A 15,888-nucleotide genomic window follows, 5' to 3' on the forward strand; every position below is an offset into this window, starting at 1 on the left:
CTCATTAAAATAATTTTAATGGCCGCTTTTTTAAGCGTTTATATTTATACCTGCAATGTTTATTTTGTCAGCTTTCTAGTCACACATGCTCAGCATTCACTCGGCCAAGCTGCTTTGTATATGACGATTGTTCAAGCCTGTGTCACGATCAGTATTCCTATTTTCGCCCTATTCGCTGAAAAAATCAGGCTACCGAAAAGTCTTAATTCTTTGTACTCTCCTGATGTGCATCACCGCTCCAAGCCTCTTCTATAGTGCAAATTTCAATCAACCTATTTTATTACTTCTCAGTTTTACCCTCTATATCATTGCCAATAGCGGGATTTCAGCAACCATGTTTCGCTATATGTTAGATTGTCTGCCAACACAGGTGCGTTGCACGGGAACCAGCTTGATGTGGAGTTCGTCTGCTGCCATCTTCGGTGGTACCGCCCCTATACTTGCCGCTTATTTTATTGATCAAAATTGGTTATTTATGCCAGGACTCTATGTGATTTTATTTGGCCTATTGCTGTTACTTTCATTACGAAAGACCTAACTTTTCCCCTATCTATTTTAACTCACCTTAGTCCTCAATTAACTCACTGTGAAAGTTGTGTAAATGACTAGATTGCACCGCACAAATATGTTAGATTACCGCATAGCAGCAATTGCTTAATTTAGCACTTTAAAGTTAGGTAGACGATGATGGTTTCAGCAATCTCAACACTCATTATTTTTACGCTTTGCTCTCTAGGCGGCCTCTATCTTGATCGTAAGTTTGGTACAACCGATCTCATGCTTGATCGTTACCAAAACGGCGCGTTGATGTATTAATCCCATAGTCAGCTAACAAGAATACTTAAACCCCTCGATCTAAAGAGCAATACGACAATGCAAGCGTGATATAATTGTTTCTTATGTTTTTTAAAGCAATAGAGATTATAATCACAACATGCGTATTTTAGTCATCGAAGATGAGCACAAGGCAGCCGATTACATCAAGCTTGGCCTTACTCAAGAAGCCTACCAGGTTGATGTTGCTTATGAAGGCCAAGAGGGCCTACATATGGCATTAGAGTATAATTATGACTTAATCATTCAGGATATTATGCTGCCGAACCTAAATGGTTGGGAAATTCTTAAAAAAATTCGCACAAAAAACCAAACGATTCCTATCATTTTACTCACCGCTTGCGACAGCATCGAGGATCGAGTAAAAGGTTTAAACTTAGGCGCTGATGACTATCTTGTAAAACCCTTTGCTTTCTCAGAGCTGTTAGCTCGCGTCCAAGCGCGACTTCGGCGCAAAACTACATCGGTAAGTAATATCATTAAGCTCGCTCACCTTGAAGTTGATTTTAATCGCCAGATAGTCAAATCGGCAGGAAAACGCCTCGAACTTTCAGCAAAGGAGTTTAGCCTGCTATCTTTACTGTTGCATCGCCGCGGCCAAGTTTTAAGTCGTACCATCATCGCCGAACAAGTCTGGGATATTAACTTCGATAGTGATACGAATATTATCGATGTTGCAATCAAGCGGTTAAGAGCAAAGCTTGAAGATAAAGAGCATCAGTTAATTAAAACCATTCGTGGCCGCGGTTATTGCATAGAAAATGAGGAATAAGTTGAAGCCCTGGAAATATTCGCTCACCACACAGCTACTCACTCTCATTTTAAGCTGTTTTTTAGGTTTGACCCTCTTAATTTCTGGATTAATTTATTGGCGCATTCAGCATCACTTTAATGAAAACATCAATCATTTTCTTAATAATGAGATGCAAGTATTAACGGGTATATTAAAGAGAACTGATTATAACCAACCCTTAGAACAAGAAGTTATTTGGGAGCCTCAGAGTAACCGCCATTTATTTTGGGTTCGTGTTTTTGATAAAAATAATCAATTAGTCAAAGAAACGCCTGGATTCGCTAACCGCTTCAACTTAATTGATTGGCCAAAATCTAGCACTATAGAAAAAGCGGTTATCAATAACCATAACTATGCATTAGCAACAAAGACCATCAATAAAAACAATATAAAAATTCAACTCGCTTATGACTATAGCCATGATCAACACATGCTCTCATCGCTCAGCTACGATCTTTTACTTATGACCTTTGCCGCCTTAGTCATTGCCGTTGCTTTAAGCACACTGATCATAAAGCTTGGCTTAAAGCCATTCAATAAGTTAATTGAACAAATTGCCAAGATCGACCCCACTCAACTTAAACAGCGTTTAAGCGAAGAGCATGTCAACCATATCACTGAACTTAAACCCTTTGTTCATACCCTAAACCAAGCGATTGAGCGCATAGATCAAGGCATGGAACAACTCGCAAATTTCAGTGCTCACGCGGCCCATGAGTTGCGTACACCTTTAAATAACTTAATGATCAGTAATGAAATTTTACTCAACAACAACGAAATCCCCCCTAAGTCACAAGAAATTATTGAGTCTAATATAGAAGAATGCCGCAGGTTATCTCGCACCATAGACCGTTTTCTCCTACTCGCCCGCCTCGATACTCACAAAATGCCGCTACAGCTTGAAAATCTAGAGCTGAGAAATGAAGCTGAATTTATCTGCTCTTACTATGAAGCCCTTGCCGAAGACAAAAAGATACAATTCCAAATTACCGGTTCCGGCACTCTCGTTGCGGATGCAACGCTATTTCGTCAAGCACTCTCTAATTTGATCAGCAATGCCATCAAGTTTAGCCCAAACAACAGTTGTATTTCGATTTATTTTCACGCGACGATAAACCATATTAAAATCAACGTTGCTGACCACGGCCCAGGTATTGCAAAGGTACATTGGCCTAAAATCACCAAACCTTTCTATCGCGTCAATGATGAAAGCGCTCCGGGCATGGGGCTGGGCCTGGCCATCGTTCAAGCGATTTTAACAGCACACCATGGGCATCTAGAAATTACAGAAAATACGTCAACAGGCACTATTATGACGCTTGTTTTCCCCAAATAAACGCTATTCAATCACTGGCAAGATGACAATATTGTCATCTTGATGTCACTTTAGTGTCAGTAAATGCTTGCTAGACTAAGCGCAATATCAATTTATTTCTGGCAGGCTCGTGCTTTACCCTCACCACTACCGTCTAACTTTATTACTCTTTATGACACTCAGCTCCTTGGCAACTCTCTACTGGCTGTCCATGCGCTTTAACACTCATGCTGTCATTTCACATGAAATTTACCGCAGTGCAGAACTTTCAAAAAAACAATTTGCAGCAATTATTCAACAAAATCATTTAAAATCTATTATTAACCTGCGCGGAGCTCAACTCAATCAAACTTGGTACCAAAATGAAATCGCCATTAGCAAGCACTTTGATGTTAAGCATTACGACTTACACCTTCCTCCTAACGGCCTACCCACTCTTCACCAATTAAAAGCACTGATTACTCTCATTCAAGATGCTCCCAAACCATTATTACTCCACTGCCGAGCGAGCGCTGATCGCACCGGACTCGCTTCAGCCATTAGCCTAATCTTATTCACACACGACTCAATCAACACTGTTTTAAAGCAAATCTCATGGCACTACCTCGTCTTCGCCCCGGACAGTATTGGCAAAATGGTGATGCCTCTTTATATTAACTGGTTAAATCAGCATAATAAAATAAATAGCCGTAAAAATTTTTTACACTGGATCCAACAATTACAAGCGCTATAAGGAGCCTTCTGCATGAATCAAAAAAACCTGGAATTTGCCTGCTTTTTTTCTTCACTTCGGCATGGCAGCAACAATTACCTTTCAACTTATCTCTAGTCTTTTTATGGAAGCTCCAGCACCAAACAGCAATAATTTTACTGGCACAAGTGCATTTACTCTGCACATGTATGCTGGGCTAATCGCTGTCATCATTATCGTCTTACACTGGATTTGGAGCACTGTAGATAAAAAAGGCATTAGCAGCTTTAATCATTTGTTTCCTTGGGGAAAATCAGGCCGCCAAGCTATTTATCAAGATATCAAAACATTAATCATCAATAAACAAATTCCAGCCGCAACAACCGGCCCTGGGCTATCTGGCCTTATTCATGGCCTAGGTTTTTTAGCAGCAACGGCAATGGCAGCAACAGGAGCGGTGCTCTTTTACTTTTATTATTATCATTTTGCTGAAAATAGTTTTTTTCGAGGTATTCGAATGGTCGCACAGTTTTCTAGCAAATTTCATTTGGGTATATTGGTTTGGTCATGTAGCAATGGCCGCCCTTCATTATTGGTTAGAAAAAAAACAAAAACGCGCTCCTCAATAATTGATTCACAGGTGCTAATACTCCCCTCTCAACACCAATTTTATCGATTATATATCGACCAAGATAACTCAATCAAAAACTAATAAACTTATCTAGATACTATAAAAAATATATTTTCTATTAATACAATAACACAGCCAAATCTAAAACCCTTGCAAATTTTTAGTTAATATTACAAAATGGAAAAGTAACCCAAACTTACAAATATAGCCAGTGAGAAACTATCATGAACCAAACTGTAGCAACTGACACTCTAGCCTGTAAACTTCATGCAGAATACATTGAAAAATACCAAGATTTCTCTAACGCTTTAAAGCTTCACGCCTTTGATGAGAGTAAAAGCGCCAAAGAAATACAGCAGCAACTTAATCACTACTATGAAATACAAGACACCGCATTCCAGCGATGGTCCGAAGCTGATAAAACGGCAAAAAAAATTCAGGCAATTTATCTAGCCAATATTTTTACTCTAACTTTCATTACTCTTTTAAAAGTCTCATCTTCTAAAAAGAGTAACTATTACGGTTTAAAAACTAAACCATACTCATTAAGCTTAATGAAGTCATGACCACAGAGGACGCCGGCTATGCCAGAAAATAACGACTTAACGCTTAAACTCGGTGATAGTGTTAGACTAAAAACTGGCAGCCCAAATATGTTTGTGACCTACGTTCACACAGATAACAATGGTAAACAAGGCCCAATATGTGAATGTGGTTGGTACGCTTCTGAAGGATCAAAATATATTTATAAAGGTGGGTATTTCTCTACTTCAACCTTAGAAAAAGTTAACAACCAGCTCCCGATCATATCCAAAAAATGCCGTTCACAAAGAGCAAAGTCAACTTTATTGAGGCCTTCAACACAGCCCCACTCTGGAGCTTCACCCTCACTGAAAGTCATATAAATCGGTTTTACTCTTTCTTGAAGAGGCTTTGAACATAAGCAACATAACAAAACTCAGCACGAAAAAGTAACTGGGCATTGGCCATAGTGTCTTATTGTGAATTAAGCCCATAGTCCATGTTAACACGGATAAAACCATATAATACAAAAGTCCAAATAAGGCACCGGCTGTCCCCAAACAGTCTTGGTACTTCACCAATGCTTGGCTTAAAACTACAGGAACGACTAAACCAAAACTACCAAAGCTAATGAGCATAAAAGGTAACATTATTACTATGATGCTGATTATCACATGCTTTTCTGCACCCACAGAATTTAGCACGATTAATCCAAATAACATCAAGCCACTGCCAATAAAGCTCATCAGCCCACCTAAATAAGCGATTGTTTTATCCTCAAGACCCTTTTGCAAATGCCGATAAGCAAACCCTCCAAAAATAGACGCTACAGCGATAAATATTCCTAATAGTCCATACTCCTGACTAGAAAGCTTCACGTGGTTAATAAATATAAATGGGCCTTCTGCATAAAAACAGAAAATAAAAGCATTTGTAATACCAATTAGACAGGCTGAAATCATTACATGCAAATCACGAGTTAAGCGTTTAAAAACTCGCCATAACGATACTTTTTTATCTAAATTATTACTACTTTTTTTACAGGTATTAATGTTTCCGGCAGATATAAATAAGATAAGAATAAAATAATAACAACAATGAGTAATAAAACAAGAAAGTTACTACGCCAGCCAAAATAATGGCTTAATACACCGCCAATTACAGGACCAATTGCCGGTGCAAAAGATAAAGCAATTGCCATGCTTGCAAAAATACGACCACGTTCCTTCTCACTAAAGTACTCACGTAACATCGTTTGTGTAATCACCGAACCAGCATTTGCACCAAAGGCTTGTATCGCTCTGGCAATAAACAAGCAGCCAATCGATGACGAAAACAAGCAAATCAAACTCCCCACAAGATAAACGATAATTCCAAATAGCATCGCAAAGCGGCGACCTGTATAATCAGAAACTCGCCCCCAGATAAATACACCGCTGGCAAACCCCATAAAGTAAATACTCAAGGTCCACTGCACCCAGTGATTATTCGTTTGTAAGCTCGTTGTAATCGCTGGCAAGGCAGGTGAGTAAATCGTCTCACTTAATTGAGGAAAACCAGCTAATAAAATAATTAACCACAACGGTAACTTTTTATTGTTCATTGATTTCATTAAAAATATTTCTTTGTAATCTTAAAATAAACGCTCAGCCTTATAATAAAGTAGCTAATCTTGCTCTATATGTTATATATGGACCAATATTTTTCAAATTTGGACAAATTTAACTGCCTTATGCCAAACTATCCCGCGAATGGCCCACGCTTCGAGCCAGATGACAAGCCCTACCCAATTTTAGGCATCGCTGTTGATATACTTGATCACCAAGACCCGATGCATCAACACATCAAAGGACAATTGCTCTATGGTATTTCTGGTTGCATGCAAGCCGTCGCCCAAGGCAGAATGACCCTGCTTGTCCCTAATAAGGCCCTGTGGTTGCCCGCTGGAGTCCCTCATAAAATCACCGCCCAAGGGTTAGTGAAGTATCGCAGCCTTTACTTTGACCTCGACCATTTTCCTAATACACCTCAACAGACTCATTTAATCGCAGTTAAGCCACTACTTCGAGAAATGATTGATGAACTTTGCTTTATTGAAGAAGAAAAACTAGATTCTCAGATTACCTTACGCCTCGCTCACAGCTGTATGGACCAAATTATCAGCCCAACACCTTTAAACTACAGCGTGCCGCTCACTTCCCACAAAATCATTTCTAAGGCAATTAACCATATCATGACTCACCCGCATACTCTATTAAAGCCTGAGGCCATCGCTAATCACATAGGCACGAGCAGCCGAAATCTCAATCGCCTATTCAAAAAAGAGCTTGGCTTAACTTGTCATCAATGGCAACAACAATTCAAAATTATTCAAGCCTTGGAACTATTAATAACAACCCAATCCGTTTCAATAACAGCGGATCGTTTAGGCTTTAGCAGTGATAGTGCATTTAGTATAATGTTCAAGCGCCTCATGGGAAAAGCACCTTCATACTATATTCAAAAATAATTATTTTTAATATATTAAAAACCTATCAGCTAAAAAACCAATAGATTTTTGTTGTTATTATTTATAGTTATTTATTTTGATAAATCAGCTTAAGTGGATACTAGCAAGCATGGTGCTAAAAGCATGATTAAATGCCGTTCCTACTCGTTGGCTAAACTCTCCCCAAAATCCAGGCTTAACCGTATAATCAACAATGGTTGGTGCTTTTATCACATGGGCGGCAACCCTGCGATAACTACCAAAATGATCAATCAAGCCTAACTTCTTCGCTTGCAAACCTGTCCAAACCAGCCCTGAAAATATTTCTGGATCATTCTTTAAACGCTTGCCTCGCCCTTGCTTAACATCTGCAATAAAAACTTGATGCACACTTTTAAGCATATTTAAGGCAAACTTTTTTTGCTGCTCATTCATAGGAGAAAACGGGTCTAAAAAATCTTTATTTTTTCCTGCAGTTAAAACACGAGACTCTATTCCTAGTTTTTCCATCGCTTCAGTAAAACCAAAGCCATTCATAATCACCCCAATCGAACCGACTAAACTTGCAGGTTGTGCATAAATTTCACTCGCGGCTGATGCGATATAATAAGCACCAGAAGCACACGCATCTTCACATACGGCATAAACCTTTTTCTCAGGGTATTTTTTTTCTAGCCGACGTATTTCATTATAAATTTCCTCAGATTGCACAGGGGAGCCACCCGGACTATTAATTCTTAAGACAATCCCTTTGGCCTGTGGGTTTTTAAACGCAGCTTGCAAACCTTTAATCACATTGTCTGCATTTGTTTCGGTCCCGGCTGAAATGACACCCGTCACATCAATTTCTGCTGTATGGGCTTTATCCATTGCTGAGTCATTTTTTATCAATGAAAAAAGCAGCGGTTATAAATAAAATATAAGCCACAAATAACAACTTGAAAAAAAATTCCCCCAGCGCCTTTTCGGTTTTTTGTTCTCTAACGATAGAAAACACTAAATCATTAATTGTATCTTGCCCTGTGCGTGGCGCCTTGTCTTTAAACATTTCCTCTCCAGTTTAATTTTATTAAAATATTTATTTTAACTCGAATTTATATTTATCTTATAATGTTTATTTATGTATCTCTAATAAGCGCTGCAAACTATGATCAAGCTGTATTAGCTCTTCCCATAAGTGTTCAATGCTGTGCAAAAAAGCATAAAGGTGAATATGATGCTCAGGAGGCTGGCTCGCAGTTCGTTTTTGAATCGTTTCACGTAGACGAGTTATTTTATTCTCATCAGCCGCTAGCCAGTCTATCGACTTTGGGTAAGCCTTAAGCTGCTCTAAGCCGTTGTTTAAAAGTTCAATAACATGTTCAGCAATCGCTTGCGTGTCCGCATGCCCTCTTAACCAAACGGTATCCTCTCTTGATAAACTCAAACTATAACGCGTTGCTAATATCTGGCGGAAAACTCGTTTTAATTGAATTAAGCTTTCTTTACATAAATGCAAATCAAAAGGCAATTTTTTACACTCTAACCAGGTATTACTTTCTTCAAGAAGCTTATTTTGTTGTGCAAATGACTTACTGATCGCTGCTATTTTATCAACTTCAAATGCAGAATTCTCAAGCGGGGTAAAAGTCGCATGTTTAGTAAAACTATCTTCATAAAGAGAAATGAAGTTTCTTAACGTCCCTGACATCGATAATAATAATTCACGCCGTGCATAAATTGGCAAACACACTCTCGAAATAACTAAGCTAATTAACACCCCAATTAATATATCAACCGCTCTTAGCATACCTTCGGCAATACCTAATTTTGCTGAACCTGTTAATGCGATAATTGCAAATGTTGCAGTCCCTAACACTCCAACATAAGCATAACGCTTACTTCCAGCAAGATAAGCGAAACCAAAAGACACTAGAAATAAAACTAACAGCGAGGCGAAAAAAATCCTCCCCCCAACCCGTCAGCAAAAATAAGCCTGCCGCAGCAGCTCCAATCACAGTCGCGGCACTACGAGCAATGGACTTGTCTTCTGCAGCACCGACAGTGACTTGCGCTCCCATCACAACCGCAACAGTAATAATCACCCATTGCCCATGATCTAAGTTAAAGGTACGAAAAACAACCAAACCAATTAAACAGGCTAATGCCGTTTTAAAGGCATGAATCATTCGATAAGACGTTAGCGTATCAACCCATTGCTTTGCGACCACCTTTATCTCCTCTGGTAATTTACTATAAACTATACCAAATAAGGAGAACAAAAGCCTGCTTATTGATCAAGTAACTACGGCCTTAATCACTAAAACAACCAAGGTAATCATATGCTGAGTCGACAAATACGCAAATTTCAAGATACCTTTGAGCTTTTTCTAAGCAATCAAGCCAGTGCTGGTATACTGCTTATATTCTGCACAATTATTGCGCTGATTGTCGCAAACTTACCAATCACCCAAGACCTTTATGCCTCACTGCATGGTTTTCCCTTGGGTATCCAAGTCGGCGCTCATGCACTGATAAAGCCGCTTTATCATTGGGTCAATGATGGTTTAATGGCGATATTTTTCCTACTGGCCGGCCTTGAAATCAAGCGTGAAGTGATGGCAGGCGAGCTCAGCCAATTTAATAAGGCATTATTACCCGTCAGCGCAGCAATTGGCGGCATGGTAGTTCCTGCACTTATTTTTTTCAGTCTCAACTCAACGGGCATAACAGCAAAAGGTTGGGCAATTCCAATGGCAACCGACATTGCCTTTGCCATCGGTATTCTCTCTTTATTGGGTAATCGGGCTCCACGCAGTTTAATCGTATTGCTCACAGCCATTGCCATCGTCGATGATCTAGGTGCAGTCACTGTTATCGCTCTTTTTTACACACAAGAAATTTCAATAAATTACCTATTATATGCGGCTTTTTCTTTTATTATTTTACTATTAATGAATCTAGCCGGTGTTCGTAGACTTTCTTTTTATCTCATAATTGGTGCTGTTTTATGGTTCTTTTTATTAAAATCAGGTGTACATGCCACAGTTGCAGGTGTCTTACTCGCCTTTACTATCCCGGGAAAAAACACCCCCTTGCCGAAAAATTTTGGCAAGCTTTCTCAAGAAGCGCTGAGTGAAGTCGAAAACCATGCGACAAAGAACCAAGGACAAGCGAATGAGCACATCAAAGCATTAATGCACTATTTAGAAGACCTCGTTCATCATGCAGAAACGCCATTGCAACGCTTAGAGCATGCTCTGCATAAACCGGTTATGTTCGTTATTGTGCCTATTTTTGTTTTAATCAATGCAGGGATTTCATTTCAAGGCTTAAACTTGCATCAATCTTTAACATCGCCATTGACCATTGGCATTATTTTAGGGCTCATTCTCGGAAAAGTAATCGGCATATTTGGAGTGGTTTTTTGTCTTATAAAAGCAAAACAGGTGCAGCTTCCTAAAGGCATTAATTTGCAACATATTTTCGCCCTAAGTTTACTAGCCGGTATTGGTTTTACCATGTCAATTTTTATTGCAGATCTTGCCCTTGGTGATCAAGCAGTATTACTTAACTCCGCTAAGCTTGGTATTTTAATTGCTTCGCTCATTGCCGGGAGTTTAGGTTATATTTTGCTCCGTCAGGCTAAAACAAAAAAATAAGCGCTATTTCTAGCGCTTATTTACAGCTTTTATTTTAATCTTGAGCTTGATTCGATACACAAACTCAATACATATTAATTGTAGCGTTCATTAACTTGCCTCTGCTTCATGCTCGAGAAGAGATTGCGATGTCGATTGAGAAATATCAATCAATTCACGCATTGCCACAAAAAACATGACAAAATCACGGACATTACTCGCACGAAGGTCGCTCACCATACTATTCCAGCGATTGATCATGTGCTCATACTCAGCAATCCAGCCATCAAGGCGCTCATTAATATCATCAGAGTCACCTTCAAAGCTCATCACCCCGATCGTTAAGCCTCGCTGCTGCCAATCTAAATCATCGCGCAATGCCGCTCGAGCGAGCGCTTCCCAATAGTTTTGCACCAAGTGCTCACCCAAGATAAAGCGGAACCAGCCCAAGCTTAAGCGATGATTCAAGATAAAGTAGACACGCGCGACTTCTTCAATGGTAAAGCCATGGACATTTGCCGCTTCAACAATATCAAGCGCAGAATACATAAAACGTAGCCCAGCCATCTTCATCGCGAGATGTTCAGGCACACCTTCTTCAACAAAGCTGGTCATATTGTTGCTGAAATATTGGGCATCCTCACCGTCCAATAAGGTCGGCAATGCCGTAAACAAACCTTCAACTTCTGAATAAAACTGCGTTGCTGTTTTATTCACATCAAGATTCTTACGACGGTTACGCAAAAACCAGCGTGTCCCTCGGCGAATAACTCGGGTCACTTCCCGCATCATTTCCATCTGCAGTTTTGGATCAACCTTACCATCCAGCTCTTCAATCGCAGCCCACGTCCCATCGACATCAAAGACGCGTGCAGCCACCAAATATGCACGGGTAATCGCAGCAACTTGGCTGCCCGTCTCATCGCGTAAGCGACTGACAAAAGTCACCCCCATGTAATTGGTCATCGAGTTTGCCAATTGTGTCGCCACAATCTCACGGGCCAGACGGTGCTCGCGCATCTGCTTACCATAAGATTTACACAATACTTTTGGAAACGCCGACTCTAAGCAGTTAAAGAGAGCGGGATCATCAACCACATCACAGGCCAGCAACTCTTCTTTAAGCACGTTTTTGCTATAGGCGAGAACCACAGCAAATTCAGCAAAGGTTAAGCCTTTTTGCTCTGCTTTACGCTCTTGTAGTGCTTCATCATCCGGTAAAAACTCAATTTCACGATCAAGGTGACCTTGGCGTTCTAAATCACGAATTTGGCGCGCATATAAGTCCAAAGCTTCAACACCTTGGCTCACAGCAGTGTTAATCGCTTGCGTTTGACGATAGTTATTATGCAAACATAACTCACCGACTTCATCGGTCATCTGTGCAAGTAATTCATTACGCTGCTTTTCTGTCATATCACCATTGGCAACAATATCATTGAGTAAAATCTTGATATTAACCTCATGGTCAGAGCAATCGACTCCTGCAGAGTTATCGATAAAGTCGGTGTAACACGCACCCCCTTTTAAGCCAAACTCAATACGAGCGCGCTGCGTTAACCCTAGATTACCGCCCTCACCAATCACTTTACAGTTCAGCTCATTGGCATTCACGCGCACACTATCATTCGCACGATCACCCACTTCACCATCCGTTTCTTCAGTCGCTTTGATATAGGTGCCAATACCACCGTTCCAGACTAAATCAACATTTGCTTTTAACAAGGCTTTGATCACGTCATTTGGAATCATGACATCGTCTTCAACACCCAATAGCACTTTAATTTCAGGGGTTAAACGAATGAATTTCGCTGAACGCTTGAAAACACCGCCCCCTTTAGAAATGAGCTTAGAGTTATAATCTGACCACGCTGACCCTGGCAATTCGAATAAGCGTTGGCGTTCTTCATAACTTGTCGCTGAATCTGGATTTGGATCAATAAAGATATGCATGTGGTTAAATGCACCGACCAAGCGAATATGACGGCTCAACAACATGCCATTACCAAAGACATCTCCTGCCATATCACCCACACCAACTGCGGTAAAGTCGGTTGTTTGACAATCAATGCCTAGATGTTCACGGAAATGACGCTTCACAGATTCCCAAGCACCCCGCGCAGTAATGCCCATTTTCTTATGGTCATATCCCACACTACCGCCAGAAGCAAAAGCATCGTCCAACCAAAAGCCATATTCACGCGCAACACCGTTAGCAATATCAGAAAATGTTGCCGTTCCTTTATCGGCTGCGACCACTAAATAAGGATCATCCTCATCATAACGCACAACATCAACGGGCTTAACAACATCACCACTACTCAGGTTATCAGTAATATCTAATAAACCACTGATAAAGATTTTATAACAACTAATCGCCTCTTTCAGGATTTCGTCTCGGCTGCCTTCCGGTAAGTTTTTCGGTACAAAACCACCTTTTGCCCCTTGCGGAACAATCACCGAGTTTTTCACTTGCTGGGCTTTCATTAAACCTAAAATTTCAGTACGGAAATCCTCACGGCGATCCGACCAGCGTAAACCACCACGAGCCACTTTTGCCCCTCGCAAATGCACCCCTTCAACGCGTGGTGAATAAACAAAGACTTCATAGGCAGGACGCGGCAATGGTAAATCAGGGATTAAATCAGGCGAAAATTTATAAGAAACGTACTCTTTCATCTGACCATCTGATGATTTTTGGTAAAAATTGGTTCTAAGAGTGGCTTTCATCAAATCAATAAAGCGACGCAAAATCGTATCTTTGTCTAAGTTCGTTACCTCATCATCAAGCAGTTTTAAGACTTTTTGCTCTATTTTTTCAAAGTTTTCTTCATTGCTTTTCTTTGGATGAAAACGTGCTTCAAAGGCTGCAACAACCAACTTGGCAATTTTTGGGTGCTCATTGAATGTGTCTTCCATATAGGGCTGACTGAATTTAAAGCCAGTTTGCAATAAATACTTTGCATAAGCCCGAATGGCAGTAATTTCACGCCAAGACAGCCCTGCATTAACAACAAGGCGGTTAAAACTATCATTTTCAACTTTGCCATGCCAAAGCTGTAGAAACATTTCATGAAAAGATTCACGTAAACTATCAACATCAATGGCATCAGCAGATTTTTGCTCTAAAGTAAAGTCAGAGATCCAGACAATGCCTTTTTGCATTTTAAGCTCATAAGGACGCTCGCCCAGGACACGCAAGCCCATATTTTCTAGCATCGGCAAAACAATTGATAATTCAACGGGTTCCTCTTTAATAAACACTTTAAAGCGTAACCGCGACGAAGACTCTTCAAGGCGACGGTAAAAACTCATGGCAATATCTTTGCCTTTAAGAATATCTTCAACGTGCTCTACATCGACCACCGCGGTGCGCGCCATAAAATCTTCTTGATAAGCAAGCGGAAAGGCTTCACCATACTTGCTCGCAAGCAATGCCCCTTTACTCTCACCAAAACGCTCAACCAATACATCATGTAAGTCATCGGTCCATTCACGCGCAGCATCAATCAGCTTTTGCTCAAGCTCTTTTAAATCAATTTCAGGGGTTTTGTCTGCCGGATTCACCCGTACAATAATATGAATGCGCGCCAATACAGACTCTGAAAATAGTGTTGTAAATTCAGAAGATTGCCCATTTAACTCTTTAATTAAAATATCTTGCATTTTATGGCGTAAGCGCGAAGTAAAGCGATCTCGCGGCAAATAAACCAAGCAAGAATAAAAACGACCATAGGTATCACGGCGCATAAATAAACGGATACGCTGACGCTCTTGCAAATGCAAAATTCCTGAGGTCATTTCAAATAATTCATCATCAGGCGCTTGCAATAAATCATCACGAGGGAATGTTTCAAGGATATTCAACAAAGCTTTACCGGCATGGCCCTGCGCCGGAAACCCTGCTCGCTCAACAATACGCTCAACTTTTAATCGCAATAAGGGAATCGTTCGTGGATTGCTGTTATAGGCCGTTGATGTGTACAAGCCGATAAAGCGGCGCTCACCAATTAGTTTACCTTTACTGTTATAACGCTTAACACCGATAAAATCAGTATATGCCGGACGATGAACCGTTGCTCGAGAGCTGGTTTTTGCAACAATTAAAGGCGGTGAAACTGAAAGTGAAATCTCACGCGCCTCAGGGGGTAACGCTGAAATATCTCGCTTATGAATCGACGAACGATCACGCAGAACACCAAGCCCAGTGCCTTCAATCGCACGTAACACCTCTTCACCTTTCTTACCGGACAGCTCATAGTCACAGCAACCTAAGAAAGTAAAATGATTTTCATGAACCCACTTTAAAAATTCAACAGACTCTTTCAACTCATCCGCATCAATTAGCTTGGCATTTTCATTCAAATCGGTGATCATGCCTGCGCAAGCCTCACGCATTTTCAGCCAATCTTCTACAGAAACTGAAACATCATGTAATGTCTGTTGTAATTCCTCTTTAAGCAGTTCAAGAATCTCGTCATCCGCTTGGCGGTCAATTTCAATGTAAATCGGCGCTTCAATGGTAACGTCTTTAACGCGACTATTTTTCGTCCAAGGCAAAACTTTTGTGATTTGGTTTTTAGCATCACGTTGAAACTTCATACCGCCCACATGAATGACCAAATGAATCGTCATGCCACGACGATTAAGCACCATGCTCAAAGAATCGACTAAAAATGGCATATCATCATAGCCAACCTCAATCACCGTATGTGTTGATTGCCAACCATGCTGCTCAAAATTTGGATTATAAACACGTACCTTCGCTTCTTTGGCTTTGCGCTGATAAATAAAATTCCAGTGCGACATTGCAGCACCGTACAAATCAACAATATCTCTTGACACTAAATCTTCGTAAGAAACCACGTTATAAAGTTGTCGAACAAATTCGGCAACCATTGGTGCTTGTTTTGCTGCAACTTTTTCGTTAACGAGCGCCACAACGTTCTCAACAATATCTGTCACGTTATCACTGACCAACCGAGTCATGTCTC

General features: G+C 40.4%; 18 protein-coding genes. 11 read left to right on the top strand and 7 right to left on the bottom strand.

Annotated elements, in window-relative coordinates; all coding sequences use genetic code 11:
• The 9 genes from BGC07_RS21770 to BGC07_RS23815 all read left to right on the top strand — a co-directional run.
• The coding region (locus BGC07_RS21770; protein ID WP_235602930.1) for a hypothetical protein at nucleotides 1-255 on the top strand (255 nt) is incomplete at its 5' end.
• Nucleotides 256-334: 79 nt separating this feature from the next.
• Nucleotides 335-538, top strand: coding sequence for a hypothetical protein (locus BGC07_RS04645; protein WP_069312149.1), 204 nt, complete (start codon nucleotides 335-337; stop codon nucleotides 536-538).
• A gap of 146 nt (nucleotides 539-684) precedes the next feature.
• Entirely contained in the window at nucleotides 685-816 is a 132-nt protein-coding gene (locus BGC07_RS23095; RefSeq protein WP_268801615.1) for a hypothetical protein, read from the top strand.
• Nucleotides 817-934: 118 nt separating this feature from the next.
• Nucleotides 935-1,606: a heavy metal response regulator transcription factor gene (locus BGC07_RS04650; RefSeq protein WP_069312150.1), complete on the top strand. Its 672-nt coding sequence runs from the start codon at nucleotides 935-937 to the stop codon at nucleotides 1,604-1,606.
• A gap of 1 nt (nucleotide 1,607) precedes the next feature.
• The gene (locus BGC07_RS04655; protein WP_069312151.1) at nucleotides 1,608-2,963 is read left to right on the top strand and encodes a heavy metal sensor histidine kinase; all 1,356 of its coding nucleotides are present in this window, start codon (nucleotides 1,608-1,610) and stop codon (nucleotides 2,961-2,963) included.
• Between the two features lie 109 nt (nucleotides 2,964-3,072).
• Nucleotides 3,073-3,675, top strand: a complete 603-nt coding sequence (locus BGC07_RS04660) for a tyrosine-protein phosphatase (protein ID WP_077216763.1) — start codon at nucleotides 3,073-3,075, stop codon at nucleotides 3,673-3,675.
• A 34-nt stretch (nucleotides 3,676-3,709) separates the two neighbouring features.
• The gene (locus BGC07_RS04665; protein WP_069312153.1) at nucleotides 3,710-4,345 is read left to right on the top strand and encodes a cytochrome b/b6 domain-containing protein; all 636 of its coding nucleotides are present in this window, start codon (nucleotides 3,710-3,712) and stop codon (nucleotides 4,343-4,345) included.
• A gap of 143 nt (nucleotides 4,346-4,488) precedes the next feature.
• Nucleotides 4,489-4,830, top strand: coding sequence for a hypothetical protein (locus tag BGC07_RS04670; protein WP_069312154.1), 342 nt, complete (start codon nucleotides 4,489-4,491; stop codon nucleotides 4,828-4,830).
• Nucleotides 4,831-4,848: 18 nt separating this feature from the next.
• Nucleotides 4,849-5,169 (top strand): DUF2158 domain-containing protein, encoded by a 321-nt coding sequence (locus BGC07_RS23815; RefSeq protein ID WP_077216764.1) that lies wholly within the window; start codon nucleotides 4,849-4,851, stop codon nucleotides 5,167-5,169.
• On the opposite strand, the gene BGC07_RS19285 is transcribed toward BGC07_RS23815, so the two are convergent.
• Together BGC07_RS19285 and BGC07_RS19290 are read right to left on the bottom strand one after the other, a co-directional pair.
• A complete protein-coding gene (locus tag BGC07_RS19285; protein ID WP_077216765.1) occupies nucleotides 5,152-5,748 on the bottom strand; it encodes an MFS transporter in 597 nt (198 codons plus the stop codon). The genes BGC07_RS23815 and BGC07_RS19285 overlap by 18 nt on opposite strands.
• Before the next feature lie 56 nt (nucleotides 5,749-5,804).
• Nucleotides 5,805-6,398, bottom strand: a complete 594-nt coding sequence (locus tag BGC07_RS19290; RefSeq protein ID WP_077216766.1) for an MFS transporter — start codon at nucleotides 6,396-6,398, stop codon at nucleotides 5,805-5,807.
• 120 nt (nucleotides 6,399-6,518) lie between these two features.
• On the opposite strand from BGC07_RS19290, the gene BGC07_RS04680 reads away from it, so the two are divergent.
• Nucleotides 6,519-7,295, top strand: coding sequence for an AraC family transcriptional regulator (locus tag BGC07_RS04680; RefSeq protein WP_158006871.1), 777 nt, complete (start codon nucleotides 6,519-6,521; stop codon nucleotides 7,293-7,295).
• Nucleotides 7,296-7,379: 84 nt separating this feature from the next.
• Here the strand turns inward: BGC07_RS04680 and sppA are convergent, their stop codons facing one another.
• The 4 genes from sppA to BGC07_RS21775 all read right to left on the bottom strand — a co-directional run bounded on the left by sppA (nucleotide 7,380) and on the right by BGC07_RS21775 (nucleotide 9,484).
• Nucleotides 7,380-8,144 (bottom strand): signal peptide peptidase SppA, encoded by a 765-nt coding sequence (gene sppA / locus BGC07_RS04685; RefSeq protein WP_201258119.1) that lies wholly within the window; start codon nucleotides 8,142-8,144, stop codon nucleotides 7,380-7,382.
• A 7-nt stretch (nucleotides 8,145-8,151) separates the two neighbouring features.
• A complete protein-coding gene (locus BGC07_RS21185; RefSeq protein ID WP_201258120.1) occupies nucleotides 8,152-8,322 on the bottom strand; it encodes a hypothetical protein in 171 nt (56 codons plus the stop codon).
• 66 nt (nucleotides 8,323-8,388) lie between these two features.
• A complete protein-coding gene (locus BGC07_RS04690) occupies nucleotides 8,389-9,186 on the bottom strand; it encodes an FUSC family protein (protein WP_235602931.1) in 798 nt (265 codons plus the stop codon).
• Complete coding sequence (locus BGC07_RS21775; protein ID WP_235602932.1) at nucleotides 9,152-9,484, bottom strand: FUSC family protein; 333 nt, start codon at nucleotides 9,482-9,484, stop codon at nucleotides 9,152-9,154. The genes BGC07_RS04690 and BGC07_RS21775 overlap by 35 nt, the downstream gene beginning before the upstream one ends.
• A 111-nt stretch (nucleotides 9,485-9,595) precedes the next feature.
• On the opposite strand from BGC07_RS21775, the gene nhaA reads away from it, so the two are divergent.
• Nucleotides 9,596-10,915 carry a Na+/H+ antiporter NhaA gene (gene nhaA, locus BGC07_RS04695; RefSeq protein ID WP_069312156.1) on the top strand — a complete coding sequence of 440 codons (1,320 nt, stop codon included), beginning with the start codon at nucleotides 9,596-9,598 and terminating at the stop codon, nucleotides 10,913-10,915.
• A 90-nt stretch (nucleotides 10,916-11,005) separates the two neighbouring features.
• Here the strand turns inward: nhaA and BGC07_RS04700 are convergent, their stop codons facing one another.
• Complete coding sequence (locus BGC07_RS04700; protein ID WP_069312157.1) at nucleotides 11,006-15,883, bottom strand: NAD-glutamate dehydrogenase; 4,878 nt, start codon at nucleotides 15,881-15,883, stop codon at nucleotides 11,006-11,008.
• Between the last annotated feature and the right edge of the window lie 5 nt (nucleotides 15,884-15,888).

The sequence above is a fragment of the Piscirickettsia litoralis genome (assembly GCF_001720395.1).
In the GTDB taxonomy this organism is placed as follows: Bacteria; Pseudomonadota; Gammaproteobacteria; order Piscirickettsiales; family Piscirickettsiaceae; genus Piscirickettsia; species Piscirickettsia litoralis.

Coding starts and splice junctions, on each gene's coding strand:
- BGC07_RS04680 (WP_158006871.1), top strand. CDS start 6,519: ATGCCAAACTATCCCGCGAATGGCCCACGCTTCGAGCCAGATGACAAG.
- BGC07_RS21185 (WP_201258120.1), bottom strand. CDS start 8,322: ATGTTTAAAGACAAGGCGCCACGCACAGGGCAAGATACAATTAATGAT.
- BGC07_RS23815 (WP_077216764.1), top strand. CDS start 4,849: ATGCCAGAAAATAACGACTTAACGCTTAAACTCGGTGATAGTGTTAGA.
- BGC07_RS04645 (WP_069312149.1), top strand. CDS start 335: ATGTTTCGCTATATGTTAGATTGTCTGCCAACACAGGTGCGTTGCACG.
- BGC07_RS04700 (WP_069312157.1), bottom strand. CDS start 15,883: ATGACTCGGTTGGTCAGTGATAACGTGACAGATATTGTTGAGAACGTT.
- BGC07_RS04670 (WP_069312154.1), top strand. CDS start 4,489: ATGAACCAAACTGTAGCAACTGACACTCTAGCCTGTAAACTTCATGCA.
- BGC07_RS04650 (WP_069312150.1), top strand. CDS start 935: ATGCGTATTTTAGTCATCGAAGATGAGCACAAGGCAGCCGATTACATC.
- sppA (WP_201258119.1), bottom strand. CDS start 8,144: ATGGATAAAGCCCATACAGCAGAAATTGATGTGACGGGTGTCATTTCA.
- BGC07_RS19285 (WP_077216765.1), bottom strand. CDS start 5,748: ATGATTTCAGCCTGTCTAATTGGTATTACAAATGCTTTTATTTTCTGT.
- BGC07_RS19290 (WP_077216766.1), bottom strand. CDS start 6,398: ATGAAATCAATGAACAATAAAAAGTTACCGTTGTGGTTAATTATTTTA.
- nhaA (WP_069312156.1), top strand. CDS start 9,596: ATGCTGAGTCGACAAATACGCAAATTTCAAGATACCTTTGAGCTTTTT.
- BGC07_RS23095 (WP_268801615.1), top strand. CDS start 685: ATGATGGTTTCAGCAATCTCAACACTCATTATTTTTACGCTTTGCTCT.